This is a genomic window from Nocardia neocaledoniensis, assembly GCF_029868625.1.
GTDB lineage: Bacteria > Actinomycetota > Actinomycetes > Mycobacteriales > Mycobacteriaceae > Nocardia > Nocardia neocaledoniensis_A.
Map to the genome: position 1 here is coordinate 1 of NZ_JARWOJ010000433.1, position 13,261 is coordinate 13,261.

At 70.1% G+C, this 13,261-nt stretch carries 11 protein-coding genes; 5 read left to right on the forward strand and 6 right to left on the reverse strand.

Annotated features, from left to right (window positions below; all coding sequences use genetic code 11):
- The first annotated feature begins 165 nt into the window (after positions 1-165).
- The 4 genes from dapD (at position 166) to QH270_RS34200 (ending at position 3,942) form a co-directional block, all read left to right on the forward strand.
- Positions 166-1,116: a 2,3,4,5-tetrahydropyridine-2,6-dicarboxylate N-succinyltransferase gene (dapD, locus tag QH270_RS34185; RefSeq protein WP_280348949.1), complete on the forward strand. Its 951-nt coding sequence runs from the start codon at positions 166-168 to the stop codon at positions 1,114-1,116.
- Positions 1,117-1,240: 124 nt separating this feature from the next.
- The gene (locus tag QH270_RS34190; RefSeq protein WP_280348951.1) at positions 1,241-2,320 is read left to right on the forward strand and encodes an NAD(P)/FAD-dependent oxidoreductase; all 1,080 of its coding nucleotides are present in this window, start codon (positions 1,241-1,243) and stop codon (positions 2,318-2,320) included.
- Positions 2,269-3,189: an RNA polymerase sigma-70 factor gene (locus QH270_RS34195; protein ID WP_280348953.1), complete on the forward strand. Its 921-nt coding sequence runs from the start codon at positions 2,269-2,271 to the stop codon at positions 3,187-3,189. The genes QH270_RS34190 and QH270_RS34195 overlap by 52 nt, the downstream gene beginning before the upstream one ends.
- A 93-nt stretch (positions 3,190-3,282) precedes the next feature.
- Complete coding sequence (locus tag QH270_RS34200; RefSeq protein ID WP_280348956.1) at positions 3,283-3,942, forward strand: molybdopterin-dependent oxidoreductase; 660 nt, start codon at positions 3,283-3,285, stop codon at positions 3,940-3,942.
- On the opposite strand, the gene QH270_RS34205 is transcribed toward QH270_RS34200, so the two are convergent.
- Entirely contained in the window at positions 3,943-5,364 is a 1,422-nt protein-coding gene (locus QH270_RS34205; RefSeq protein WP_280348958.1) for an acyl-CoA synthetase, read from the reverse strand.
- A 116-nt stretch (positions 5,365-5,480) separates the two neighbouring features.
- Between QH270_RS34205 and QH270_RS34210 the strand changes: the two genes are divergently transcribed.
- Complete coding sequence (locus QH270_RS34210; RefSeq protein WP_280348960.1) at positions 5,481-6,332, forward strand: oxygenase MpaB family protein; 852 nt, start codon at positions 5,481-5,483, stop codon at positions 6,330-6,332.
- Here the strand turns inward: QH270_RS34210 and pruA are convergent.
- The 5 genes from pruA to fdxA form a co-directional block, all read right to left on the reverse strand.
- Entirely contained in the window at positions 6,329-7,960 is a 1,632-nt protein-coding gene (gene pruA / locus QH270_RS34215) for an L-glutamate gamma-semialdehyde dehydrogenase (RefSeq protein WP_280348962.1), read from the reverse strand. The two genes, QH270_RS34210 and pruA, sit on opposite strands and share 4 nt — an antisense overlap.
- Before the next feature lie 200 nt (positions 7,961-8,160).
- On the reverse strand, positions 8,161-9,954 hold the full coding sequence (locus QH270_RS34220; RefSeq protein WP_280348964.1) for a serine/threonine-protein kinase: 1,794 nt from the start codon (positions 9,952-9,954) through the stop codon (positions 8,161-8,163).
- 74 nt (positions 9,955-10,028) lie between these two features.
- Positions 10,029-11,669, reverse strand: coding sequence for a GMC oxidoreductase (locus QH270_RS34225; protein WP_280348965.1), 1,641 nt, complete (start codon positions 11,667-11,669; stop codon positions 10,029-10,031).
- Between the two features lie 123 nt (positions 11,670-11,792).
- A complete protein-coding gene (gene dapC, locus QH270_RS34230; protein ID WP_280348967.1) occupies positions 11,793-12,884 on the reverse strand; it encodes a succinyldiaminopimelate transaminase in 1,092 nt (363 codons plus the stop codon).
- Entirely contained in the window at positions 12,881-13,204 is a 324-nt protein-coding gene (gene fdxA / locus QH270_RS34235; RefSeq protein ID WP_110036615.1) for a ferredoxin, read from the reverse strand. Before fdxA ends, dapC begins: the two co-directional genes overlap by 4 nt.
- Between the last annotated feature and the right edge of the window lie 57 nt (positions 13,205-13,261).

Below are 13,261 nucleotides of genomic sequence, written 5' to 3' on the forward strand. Positions count from 1 at the left end.
GGGCGCCCCAGAATCCCCGGCCCCGGGTTACCGGGCCCCCCCCGGGCCCCCCCTCACCCGTAAGCGCGCCCCCGCCGGGGGGGGGGGGCCACCCCCGCCCGCCCCCCGGGGCGCTGTCCGGGGGTGGCCGACACAAACGCGCGCGCACCCGGCAAAATGACCGCTGTGAGTATTCAGGGAGCAACCGCAGTCGGAATCGCCAATGTGACCTCGGACGGCACCGTCCTCGACACCTGGTACCCCAGCCCCGAGCTGGGCGAATTCACCGAGACCGGCTCCAAGCGCGTCGACGCGGCCGAGGCGGGCGAATTCGCCGAGCTGCTCGGCACCGACGCGGCGCGCGGTGTCGAGGTGATCGCGGTGCGCACCACGATCGCCGATCTGTCGGCCGCGCCGGTCGACGCGCACGACGTGTACCTGCGCCTGCACCTGCTCTCGCACCGCCTCGTGCGGCCGCACGGGGTGAACCTCGACGGACAGTTCGGCCTGCTCAGCAATGTCGTGTGGACCAACCACGGCCCGTGCGCGGTGGAGGGCTTCGAGCAGACCCGGCTGAAGCTGCGGGCGCGCGGCCCGGTGACGGTGCTCAGCGTCGACAAGTTCCCCCGCATGGTCGACTACGTGGTGCCCACCGGCGTGCGCATCGGCGACGCCGACCGGGTCCGTCTCGGCGCCCACCTGGCCTCCGGCACCACCGTCATGCACGAGGGCTTCGTGAACTTCAACGCGGGCACCCTGGGCAATTCGATGGTGGAGGGCCGCATCTCGGCCGGTGTCGTGGTCGGTGACGGCTCCGATATCGGCGGCGGCGCCTCGACCATGGGCACCCTGTCCGGCGGCGGCACCACGGTCATCTCGGTCGGTGAGCGTTCGCTGCTCGGCGCCAACGCCGGTCTCGGCATCCCCCTCGGCGACGACTGCGTCCTGGAGGCGGGCCTGTACCTGACCGCGGGCACCAAGGTCACCGCGCCCGACGGCACCGTCGTCAAGGCCGCGACCCTGGCCGGCCGCAACAACCTGCTGTTCCGCCGCAACTCCACCACCGGCGCCGTCGAGGTGGTGCCGCGCACCGGCACGGGCATCGAGCTCAACGCCGCGCTGCACGCCAACGACTGAGTCGTTCTTCCCGGCGGCCCCGCACTCACCGAGTGCGGGGCCGCTGTGATTCAGCTCACCGTCACGAATCCCCGCGCTGCCGCATCCCATGATCGAGAAGCGGAATCCACAGCAGGAGGCTGAGATGAACGTCGTGGTGGTCGGAGCGGGATACGCGGGGGCGGTGGCGGCCAACCGGCTGGCAAAGAAGGTGACCGACGCGCGGATCACCGTGGTGAATCCCCGGCCGGATTTCGTGGAGCGGGTGCGCTTGCACGAACAACTCGCCGGGACCGGCGCGGCGGCGACGCCGCTGAGCGAGGTGCTCGCCGCGGGCATCACGGCCAGGCTGGCCGGCGTGGACAAGATCGGCGACGGCGTGGTCACCCTCGACGACGGCGACAGCCTCGACTTCGACCACCTCTTCCTCGCGGTGGGCAGCACGGTCGACCCCCTGCCCGGCACGATCGGCATCGGCACCTGGGAGGGCGCCGAGCAGGCCCGCGCGGCACTGGGCGCTCTGCCCGACGAGGCGGCGGTGACCGTGATCGGCGGCGGGCTCACCGGCATCGAGACCGCGGCGGAACTCGCCGAATCCCGCCCCGAGCTGCGAGTCCGATTGGTGGGCACCGAGATCGGCCCGAGCCTGTCCGCCGGTGGGCGGCGCCGGGTGCGGAAGGTGCTCGACCGGCTGGGGGTGGACGTGGTCATCGACGAGGTCGCCGCGATCACCGACGGGCGGGTGCTGCTGCGCTCGGGCGCGGGTCTCGACACCGCGCTGACGCTGTGGGCCGTCATCGGCGCCGTGCCCACGCTGGCCGCGCGCAGCGGCCTCGCCGTCGACGCCGACGGCAGGGCACTGGCCGACCCCTACCTGCGCAGCGTGAGCGATCCGCGCGTGTTCGCCATCGGCGACTGCGCCGCGGTTCCGGGCGCGCGGATGGCCTGCGCGACCGCCGCGCCGCAGGGCGCGCACGCCGCGGATACCCTCGTCAGGATGATCGCGGGACGCGAACCACGGCCCTACTCCATGGGATACAGCGGCCAGGCACTGAGCCTGGGCCGGCGAAACGCCCTGGTGCAGACCTCCCGCCGGGACGACTCGCCGCTGCCGGTGTCCTACGCGGGCCGGGCCGCGGCGTTCACCAAGGAACGCGTCGTCCGGTACGCGGCGTGGAGCGCGCGCTCGGGCATCAGCGTCTGGCTGCCGGGCCCGCGCGCGTGACACCGGCCGACGAGTTCGCCGAGAATCGCGGACTGCTGTTCTCGATCGCCTACGAGATCCTCGGCTCGGTCGTCGACGCCGAGGACGTGCTGCACGACAGCTATCTGCGCTGGTCGACCGTCGACCACGCGCGGGTCGAGCATCCGCGTGCCTATCTGGCCCAGATCGTCACCAGGCAGGCGATCGGGGTGCTGCGCGCGGCCGCGCGACGCCGCGAGGAGTACGTCGGGCAGTGGCTGCCCGAACCGCTCGCGGCGCCGTCGGACGACGGGGCCGAGCACGTGCTGACCGGCGAGGCGGTGACCACCGCGATGCTGCTGGTGCTCGAGACCCTGACCCCGCTCCAGCGCGCCGTGTTCGTGCTCCGCGAGGTCTTCGCGTTCAGCTACGCCGAGATCGCCGCGGCGGTCGGCAAGTCCGAAACCGCGGTGCGGCAACTCAATCAGCGTGCCAGGGCGCGGGTGCACGAGAAGCGGCACACGGCCGTCGCGACGCCGGAACAGGCCCGCTCGGTCGTCGAGCGATTCTCGGTCGCGGCCGCGACCGGCGACGTGCAGGCGCTGATGGACGTGTTGGCGCCCGACGTGGTGTACCTGGCCGACGGCGGCGGCGTGGTCAGCGCGGTTCGCCGACCGGTCGTCGGCCCCGACAAGGTCGCCAGGCTGCTCATCGGCCTGTTCCGCAAGGGCGCGCGGATGGGCGAACTCGGCGTGCACTTCGGCGTCTACAACGCCATGCCCTCGGTCGCCGCGACCATCGACGGCGTCCTCGATCAGGTGACCTCGGTCGAGGTCACCGGCGATCTGGTCACCGCCGTCTACTGCGTCCGCAATCCGGACAAGCTCGGGGCGGTCCGGATCCCGACCTGAGACCACGCTCACCTCGCCCGCCGAACCCTCGACTCGCTCCCGTTCGAGGGGCTACGCTCGACTTATACGGAACCGTATATTTGGAGGATCGGCATGACACTCCCCCCTGGTCAGCGGGCCATCGACGGATTTCCCCGCTTCGGAACGCATCTGCATCATCCGCCGCCGCCGGTTCCCGCGGAGCCGACGCTCGAGTTCGGTGGCGCGGTGGACGCGCCGTTCACCCTGACCCTCGACGAGCTCGCCACACTGCCCCGGCGTGAACTCGTCGCCGATTTCCACTGCGTGGCGGGTTGGTCGGCCACCGACCTGCGCTGGACGGGGATCCCGTTCGCCGAGTTCTACCGCTCGCGAATAGAGCCGATGCGCGCCGGGACGATCAGCCACGTCGTATTCGAGGGCCTGGACGGATTCCAGTCGGTCGTCCAGCTAGCGGACGCGCTGGGCGAGGACGTGCTCATCGCCGACCGGCTCGACGGGCGACCGCTGAACAGCGACCACGGCGCGCCGCTTCGGCTGGTGAGCCCGAGCCAGTACGGGTTCATCAATACGAAGCACCTGTGCCGCGTCGAATTCCACACCAGCGAGCCGCCCGACCCGGACCGGTTCTCGCCGCTGGCCGGGCATCGCCGAGCGCGGGCGTGGGCGGAGGAACGGCACCGCTATCTGCCCGGTCGCCTGGTGCGGCCGATCTACCACCGCCTGATCGAGCCGATCCGGCGGATGAGTGCCAAGGGCAGCACCGAGTCCTGATCAGCCGAGCAGCTTCTTCTGCACCTTGCCCATCGCGTTGCGCGGCAGGGAGTCGACGAAGCGGACCTCGCGCGGGCGCTTGTGCGCCGAAACCTGCGCACCCACATGGGCGATCAGTGCGGCGGCGTCGGCGGCACCGTCCCTGGCGACGACGAAGGCCACGATGCGCTGGCCGAGGTCGTCGTCGGGCAGGCCCACCACCGCCGCCTCGGCCACGGCCGGATGCCCGAGCAGCGCGGTCTCGATCTCGCCCGCGCCGATCCGGTAGCCGCCGGACTTGATCAGGTCGATGGACTCACGCCCGACGATGCGGTGGAAACCGTCGGGGTCGACGACGGCCACGTCGCCGGTGCGGAACCAGCCGTCCTCGGTCCAGTCGGCGGCGGTGGCGTCGGGCCGATTCAGGTAGCCGCTGAACAGCATCGGGCCGCGCACCTGCAGCCCGCCGATGCTCTCGCCGTCGTGCGGGACGGGCGCGCCGGACTCGTCCCGCAGCCGGGTCTCCACCCCGCGCACGGGCGTGCCGACCCAGCCGGGCCTGCGTTCGCCGTCGGCCCTGGTCGAGAGGGTGATCATCGTTTCGCTCATCCCGTACCGTTCCACCGGCGGCTGACCGGTGAGCTCGGCCAGCTTCTCGAACACCGGCACCGGCAGCGGCGCGCTCCCCGACACCAGCAGGCGGGCCTTGCCCAATTCCCTTGCCAGATCCGGCTGCTCGACGATCCGCGACCACACCGTCGGTACCCCGAAGTACAGACTGCCCCCGGCCGCCGCGTACGCCTCCGGCGTCGGCTTGCCGGTGTGGATCACCGGGCTGCCGACCCGCAGCGGCCCGAGCAACCCGAGGATCAGGCCGTGCACGTGGAACAGCGGAAGGCCGTGCACCAGCGTGTCTTTCCAGGTCCAGTCCCAGGCCTCGGCGAGCGCGTCGAGGCCCGCGGCGATGGCGGCGCGGCTGAGCATCACGCCCTTGGGCGCGCCGGTGGTACCCGAGGTGTAGAGGATGAAGGCGGTCGAGGTGGGATCGGGTTCGGGATAGCTGTGCCAGGACCGCGCGTGCAACCGCACCGGGACCACGGGCAGCGTGGTGCCCTCCGGCGCCGCGCCGAGCCAGGCCTGGGCGCCGGAATCGCGCAGGATGTGCTCGAGCTCGGCCGCGCCGGAGTCCGGCGGCACCGGCACGACGGTGACCCCGGCGATCAGGCAACCGACCACCGCGAGGACCGTGCGCACGGTCGGCTCCGCCAGCACCGCCACGCGGTCGGCGCGGGCGATCCGTTCGGCCACCGAGGTCGCCGCACCCAGCAGATCGGAGCGCGAGAGAGTGGCATCATCGATGGTGACGGCGTCGGGGATGTCGGCCCCGGCGGCGACGGCGATCGGATTCAGCGAGGCGAGCAGCAGCGGCGGACCGTAGGACATCCGTCCACGCTAACGCGACGAGGTTCTCCCGCGCCGCGCCGCCGTCCGTTGACACCCCGCCGACGTGATGAGACATTCTTCGTATAGTTCTCTCACCGATGAAAATGGGGTCAACGATGACCATCCTCGCTCGCTCACGTTCGCGTCAGAACGAACCGGCGGAATTCGATATCAGGGACTACATCGACGGAGCCGCCGCCATCTACGGCGCGACCGCCAATGTGATCATGCAGCTGAGCCTGGCCCCGGTCGGTTACGGCGTCGCGGAATCACGGGTACACAGCGGCAGCATCATGCGACACCCGGTGAAGCGCACGCGCACCACCCTCACCTACCTCGCGGTGGCGATGCTCGGCGACGACGCCGATCGCGCCGCCTACCGCACCGCCGTCAACGGTGCGCACAAATACGTCCACTCCACCGCCGACAGCCCGGTGAAGTACAACGCCTTCGACCGGAACCTGCAGATGTGGGTGGCCGCGTGTCTGTACTGGGGTTCGGTCGACGTGATGGACCGCCTCCACGGCCCCGTCGACGACGACATCGCCGACAGCTTCTACGCCTACGCCCACTACCTCGGCACCACCCTGCAGGTACCGCGCGAGATGTGGCCCGCCGACCGTACCGCGTTCGCCGCCTACTGGGCCGAGAACCTGCCCGAGACCAGCATCGACGCCACCATCAAGGCCTACTTCGACGACCTGCTCGATCTGAAGATGATCAGCCCGGCGCTGCGGCTGCCGTTCGCCCGGTTCCATCGCTGGTTCACCACCGGCCTGCTGCCGCAGCACCTGCGCGAGGAGATGGGCATGACCTGGACCGAACGCGACGAGCGCCGACTCAACCGGCTGATGCGCGCCACGGGCCGGGTGTCGGAGCGGATGCCGCGGGTGATCCGCAACTTCCCGTTCAACGCCACCCTGGCCGACATGCGCCGCCGTCAGCGCAGGGGCAAGCCGCTGATCTAGTCCATGTGCGGGTAGCGGTAGTCGGTCGGCGGCACGAAGGTCTCCTTGATCACGCGCGGCGCCACCCAGCGCAGCAGGTTGGTCGGCGAGCCCGCCTTGTCGTCGGTACCGGAGGCCCTGGCGCCGCCGAAGGGCTGCTGACCGACGACCGCGCCCGTCGGCTTGTCGTTGATGTAGAAGTTGCCCGCGGCGAAACGCAGTGCGGCACCGGCCTTCTCGATCACGGCGCGGTCCCTGGCGAAGATCGCGCCGGTGAGGGCGTACGGGGTGGCCGTGTCGACTTCGTCGAGCAGCACGTCGAAGGCGTCGGGCGCGTTGTCGTCGTAGACGTAGACGGTCAGGATCGGGGCGAAGTACTCGGTGCGGAACGCCTCGTCGCGCGGGTCGTCGGGCAGCAGCACCGTCGGGCGGACGAACCAGCCGACACTGTCGTCGTAGGTGCCGCCCGCCGCGATGGTGATGCCGGCGTCCCTGGCGCGTTCGATCGCGGCCACGCCCTTGTCGTAGGCGCGCTGATCGATCAGCGCGCCACCGAAATTCGTGAGATCGGTGACGTCGCCGTACTCGAGCAGACCCACGGTGGCCAGGAACTGTTCACCCATCGTCCGCCACAGCGAGCGCGGCACGTAGGCGCGCGACGCCGCCGAGCACTTCTGGCCCTGATATTCGAAGGCGCCGCGAATCATGGCCGTGGACAGCGCATCCGGGTCGGCCGACGGGTGGGCCAGGATGAAGTCCTTCCCGCCGGTCTCGCCGACCAGGCGCGGATAGCCGTGATAGCCGGCGATATTCGCGCCGACCCGCTGCCACAGATGCTGGAATGTCCGGGTCGACCCGGTGAAATGGATGCCGGCCAGACGCGGATCGGCCAGTGCGACCTCCGACAGATTCCCGCCGTCACCGGTGACCAGGTTGATCACCCCGGGCGGCAGGCCGGCCTCGAGCAGGATCCGCATCGTCACCCAGGCCGCGAGAGTCTGTGTGGGCGAAGGCTTCCAGATCACCGTATTACCCATGAGAGCGGGCGCGGTGGGCAGGTTGCCCGCGATGGCGCTGAAATTGAACGGGGTGATCGCGTAGACGAAGCCCTCCAGGGGGCGGTGATCCATCCGGTTCCAGACCCCGCGGCTCGACTGCGGCTGCGCCTCGAGGAGCTGTCGCGCGTAGGCCACATTGAAGCGCCAGAAGTCGACGAGCTCGCAGGGCGCGTCGATCTCGGCCTGCACCGCCGACTTCGACTGGCCGAGCATCGTGGCGGCCGCGACGGTCTCCCGCCACGGTCCCGCCATCAGATCGGCGGCCCGCAGCAGCACCGCGGCCCGCGCGTCTAACGACATCTCCCGCCACATCGGCGCGGCCGCGGTGGCCGCCTCGATCGCGTCGCTCGCCTCCTCGTGCGTCGTATCGGTGCAGGTCCCCAGCACCAGCGACCGCTGATGCGGCGCGACGATCGCATGCCGTTCCCCCGCCCCGGCGCGCTGCTCACCGCCGATCACCAGCGGCACGTCCACACACTCCCCCGCGACCTCCGCCAATCTCTTCCGCAGCCGCTCCCGCCCCGCCGTGCCCGGCGCATACGACTGCGCGGGCTCGTTCACCGGCACCGGAACCTCGGAGACAGCGTCCATACCTCGAGGCTATCGCCGATCCCCCATGATCGCCCGCAGGCCCAGCCCGCGCGGGCGAGCGACAAGCGGCCCCGTGTGTCGGTGTTCGAGCGGCGGCGTACGTGCGTAACGGGTGTTCAGCCAGCCCAGGGCTTCTGCCCAGGGCCTCCATTTCCGCCACCGGCAGCGGCCGTCCCGAGCCGGTACGGCCGGGTGGGCGCTCAGAACGGGGCAGCGGTGAACCAGTCGCCCCGAATGGTGTCGTAGGGGGCGCCGCCGACCTCGATGACGACCGGGTGGAGGGCGCCGTCGACGGTGCGCTGGACGGCGAGGGTGAAGGGTTCGTTCGGCCGGGCACCCCAGGCGGTGACGGTGCCGTTCGCGACCACGCGGGTGGTGGTGGGGTCCGGGGCGCCGTGGCGATTGAGGTAAGTGTCGGCGTCGGCCGCGGTGGCGTACTCGGTGTACCAGGCGGTGCGGTTCGCGGAGTCGGTGCAGGTGATCTGGCGGACCGGGACCGGGTCGCCGGGCTGGACGACCACCGCGCCGGTCGGGAAGCAGCGCGCCCCGCTCCACCCGGTGGCCGTCGGGTCCTTGGGCAGGACGCCGGCGTAGCTGTGGTAGACGGAGCTGTGTTCACCCCAGGTGGGCGGTGGCGCGATCCGGCCGGGGCGCACGAACTTCCAGTAGATCGCCCCCACCCCGACCACGCCCACCCCGGCCACCATCGCCAGCACGAGCAGACCCACCGCGAGCGCCCGCCACCGCGCCGACACCGCCTTCGGCGACGTCCGATCGACCGAGCCAACGGAACGCGGCTCGAGCCGACCGGCCGCCACCGCGTTCCCGTCCCCGTAGCCCGACAGCCGCGACGCCGCGTACTCCGGCGGCCCGATACGCGTCGCGGCGGCATCGAAGCGAGCTCCCTGGACCGGCGCAGGTGCCCACGAGCCAGCGGACGGTGCGCCTTCCCGCACGGTCACGCGATCTCGGATGCCATCAGCACCTACCCCGTCGGCAGGCGGTGCCGAGGCATCCCGGCCTCCGAACTGCCCCGGCCCGCCGCTCGATCCATCCGGGCGAGCCGCTGCGGCGCTCCGCCAACCAGGAACCGAAGGCTCGCGCGGCCCCGCAGCCAGCGGGAGGCCGGTCGTCACCGCCGTGTCACCGACGCGCGCCGAGGTCAGTGCGGCGACCGCCGATTCCGCGAATTCGATACAGCTGTCGAATCTTTCGGCGGGATTCTTCGCGAGGGCGCGGGCGATCACCGCGTCGAGTTCGCACGGCAGACCGGGCACCGCGCCGGAGACCGGCGGGACGGGCTTGCTCAGGTGGGCCGCGACCACCGCGCCGGGATTGTCGGCGGGGAACGGACTTTCGCCGGTGAGCAGGGTGAACAGCGTGCAGCCGAGGGAGTACTGGTCGGACCGGTGATCGACGGAGGCGCCGGAGAGCTGTTCCGGGGAGGCGTAGGCGAGGGTGGCCAGGAAGGCGCCGGTGCGGGTGAGCTGGCGGGCGTCGCCGCGCAACCGGGCGATGCCGAAATCGGTGAGCAGCACGCGGTCGCCCGACCGGGCCGCGGCCAGCAAGATGTTGGCGGGCTTCACATCCCGGTGCAGCACGCCGCGCTCATGGGCGTAGTCCAGAGCGTCCGCCGTCTGGGCGATGATGGAGGTCGCACGGGCCGGGTCGAGCGGCGTGCCGCGGAAGACCGAGGCGTCGGATCCGTCGACGTACTGCATGGAGATCCACATCAGCCCGTCCTCGACCCCGCGGTCGAGCACCGAGACGATGCCGGGATGATCCAGGTGCGCCGACACATCGGCCTCGCGTTCGAACCGGCCGCGCACCTCGGGATCCGAATACAGTTCGCGATTCAGCAGTTTCAACGCCACCTGCCGCGGCAGCCGCGGATGCGCGGCCAGATAGACGGTGCCCATCCCGCCACGGCCGAGCCGCCGGTCGATCCGATACCCGGCGAACACCGTGCCCGCGCCGAACTCCACCCCGTGCATCCGTGACGAGCCTTTCGATCCTGTATCGCTCCCGACTGCCGGACCCTAGCCGATCCGGCAGCCGGTGCGCGAGGTCAGCTCAGGTCGTCGGCGATGATGCGTTCGATATTGCGTTCGGCCAGCGCGGTGATGGTGACGAACGGGTTGACGCTGGTGTTGCCGGGGATGAGGGCGCCGTCGATGACGTAGAGGCCCCGATATCCGTGCAGGCGACCGTAATTGTCGGTCGCCTCGTTGAGCACGCAGCCGCCGAGCGGGTGATAGGTGAAGTCGTCACCCCAGGTCTTGTAGACGCCGAACAGGTCGGTCCGGTAGATCGTGCCCTCCTTGCTGTTGATCTTGTCGAAGATGCGCTTGGCCGCGTTGATCGAGGACTGGTTCCAGGAGGTCTGCCAGTTCAGATCCACCTTGCCGGTGCCGGAATTGAAGGTGAACTTTGCCCGGTTCGGGTTCTTGGTGATCGCCAGATACAGGCTCACGTACGTCTCCAGCCCGGCCGGGAACGGCGCGACCTCCGCGAAGGCGGGGCCGCCCGCGTCGGCCCAGTTGTCGATGCCGAGGCAGGGCATGGACGACTGCAGGCTGCCGGTGGCGTCCCACATGTGATTGGCCCGCCCGACCATCACATTGCCGTTGTTGCCCCACTTCTGGCCGACCGCGTCGGACAGGTCGCGCAGGTTTCCCTTGGCCTTCATCGCCACCAGCAGCTTGCTGGTGCCGACGCTGCCCGCGGCGAAGAAGACCCGCTCCGCGACAACCTTTTTGGTGGCCGTCGTGCGCCCCTGGGTGTCGATCTGCGCCATCTCCACCTCGTAGCCGCTGCCACTCGGCGTGACGGCGGTGACCATGTGCTGGGCCGCGATGGTCACCTTGCCGGTGCCGGTGGCCGCCGCCAGGTAGGTCTTGTCCAGCGACCGCTTGCCCGCGTTGTTGCCGTAGATCACCTCGCCGGCCAGCGCCGAGCGTCGCACCGTGTTCGCCTGCTCCTTCTTCATGTACTCGAAGTCGTAGACGTTGGGCACGAAAGTCCATCCGAAGCCGGATCTTTCGGCGTGCTTGCGCCCCACCCGCGCGAACTGATAGCACTCCGCCGACTCGAACCAGTTCTTGTCGATGTGGTTCACGCCGAGCGCGCTGTTGGCGCGCGGGTAGTAGGTGGCGTACATCTCGTCGGCGTTCACCGAGGGCAGGATCGCGCCGAAGTTCTCGCGCTTCGGGGTGACCGCCATCCCGCCGTTCACCAGCGATCCGCCGCCGACACCGCGCCCCTGGTAGACGCGGATGCCACCGAAGTTCTCGGAGTCGAGCACACCGGTGTAGCGGTCGATGTCCTTGTTGTACGAGCCGCCCATGAAGTAACCCACCGGCTGGTCGGTGGTGTCGCGCAGCCAGTAGGACCGGCCGTCGGGTTCCAGGACGGGACAGAAGATATCGCCGTCGGGCCCGGGCTTTGTCCACGACATGCCCATCTCGGCGATCAGGACGTCGACCCCGGCCTGCGCCAGGCGCAGCGCGGCGACCGAGCCGCCGTAGCCGCTGCCGATCACGAGGGCGGGCACGGTGTCGCCGTCGGCCGCGGGCGCCGCGGCGGCTACCGCCCGACTGCCCAGCGCCGCCGCACCTAGCGTGAAACCTGTTGCAGCTAGGAACCCGCGGCGCGAGATGCCCCCGGTGTAGCGGCTACTACCTGGCTTTTCATACAAGAATTCACGCAACGTGCGGCTCCTCATCGAGACAGCAATGAGAACCTGTTATACCGAGACTTGCAGTGAAACAAACCCATTTCGGATAAACGAAACCCCGGGCATCGCGATGCCCGGGGTTTGCGGAAGCGGCGCCTAGACCAGACGTTCGGCCGCGGCGGCCACCCGTTCGTCGGTCGCGGTGAGCGCGATACGCACGTGTTCCGGCGAGCGCGGGCCGTAGAAATCGCCGGGGGCGGCGAGGATTCCACGGTCGGCGAGCCAGTCGAGGGTGCGTCGGCACGCCTCGCCGCGGGTGGCCCACAGATAGAGTCCCGCGTCCGAATGGTCGATGCGAAAACCGGCCTGCAGCAACGCCTTTCGCAGGATGTCGCGGCGCGCGCGGTACCGTTCGCGCTGCCGGGCCTCGTGCTCGTCGTCGTTCAGGGCCGCGGTCATCGCGGCCTGGATCGGGAACGGCAGCATCATGCCCGAGTGCTTGCGCACCTCGAGCAGTTCGGCGACCAGTTCCGGATCACCGGCGACGAAGCCGGCGCGGTAGCTGGCCAGATTCGACGTCTTCGACAGCGAGTGGATCGCCAGCAGACCGGTGTGGTCGCCATCGCACACGCGCGGGTCGAGGATCGAGAGCGCCTCGCCTTCCCAGGTCAGGCCCAGGTAGCACTCGTCGGAGGCGACGATGGCGCCACGCTCGCGAGCGAACGCGACGACCTTGCGCAGATGCTCGAGCCCGAGCACCTTGCCGGTCGGGTTCGACGGCGAGTTCACGAAGATCAGGGCCGGATTCTGCGGCCCGATCTGGGTGAGACCGTCGGCCCGCCACGGCTTCGCGCCGGCCAGCAGGGCGCCGACCTCGTAGGTCGGGTACGCGATCTCGGGGATCACGACCAGATCGTCGGCGCCGAGCCCGAGCAGGCACGGCAGGCCGGCGATGAGCTCCTTGGTGCCGATCACCGGCAGCACCGCCGCCTGATCGACGCCGGTGATCCCGAACCGGCGCGCCATGGCGGCCACGGCCGCCTCGCGCAGTGCAGGGGTGCCGTGTGTGGTCGGATAACCGGGCACCTCGGCGACCGAGTTCAACGCCACCTGGATCAGCGGGTCGACCGGGTCGACGGGCGTGCCGACCGACAGGTCGACCAGCCCACCGGGGTGCGCGGCGGCCTTCTGCTTGACCGCGGCGATGGTGTCCCAGGGAAAATCAGGCAGCAGTGAGCTGACCCTCATTCTTCGGCCATGGGGGGCAGCGCCTTGATGAACGGCGGGTCGTAATCGACCACACCGACCTTGGTGGCGCCACCGGGCGAACCGAGCTCGTCGAAGAAGTCGACGTTGGCGTTGATGTAGCCGCTCCACTGGTCCGGGGTGTCGTCCTCGTAGAAGATCGCCTCCACGGGGCAGACCGGCTCACACGCACCACAGTCAACGCACTCGTCGGGTTGGATGTACAGCATGCGGCCACCCTCGTAGATGCAATCCACGGGGCATTCCTCGATGCACGCCTTGTCCTTCACGTCAACGCACGGTTCAGCGATGATGTACGGCACTGCCGTTCTCCTAGTCTGTCCTCACCTGCGGTGGTACTCCGCCACCCGAAACCCTAT

Bases quoted from the DNA above. Each gene is read 5' to 3' on its own strand.
- QH270_RS34220 (WP_280348964.1), bottom strand. From the start codon at position 9,954: ATGCACGGGGTGGAGTTCGGCGCGGGCACGGTGTTCGCCGGGTATCGG.
- QH270_RS34190 (WP_280348951.1), top strand. From the start codon at position 1,241: ATGAACGTCGTGGTGGTCGGAGCGGGATACGCGGGGGCGGTGGCGGCC.
- pruA (WP_280348962.1), bottom strand. From the start codon at position 7,960: ATGGACGCTGTCTCCGAGGTTCCGGTGCCGGTGAACGAGCCCGCGCAG.
- QH270_RS34200 (WP_280348956.1), top strand. From the start codon at position 3,283: ATGACACTCCCCCCTGGTCAGCGGGCCATCGACGGATTTCCCCGCTTC.
- QH270_RS34210 (WP_280348960.1), top strand. From the start codon at position 5,481: ATGACCATCCTCGCTCGCTCACGTTCGCGTCAGAACGAACCGGCGGAA.
- QH270_RS34205 (WP_280348958.1), bottom strand. From the start codon at position 5,364: ATGTCCTACGGTCCGCCGCTGCTGCTCGCCTCGCTGAATCCGATCGCC.
- dapC (WP_280348967.1), bottom strand. From the start codon at position 12,884: ATGAGGGTCAGCTCACTGCTGCCTGATTTTCCCTGGGACACCATCGCC.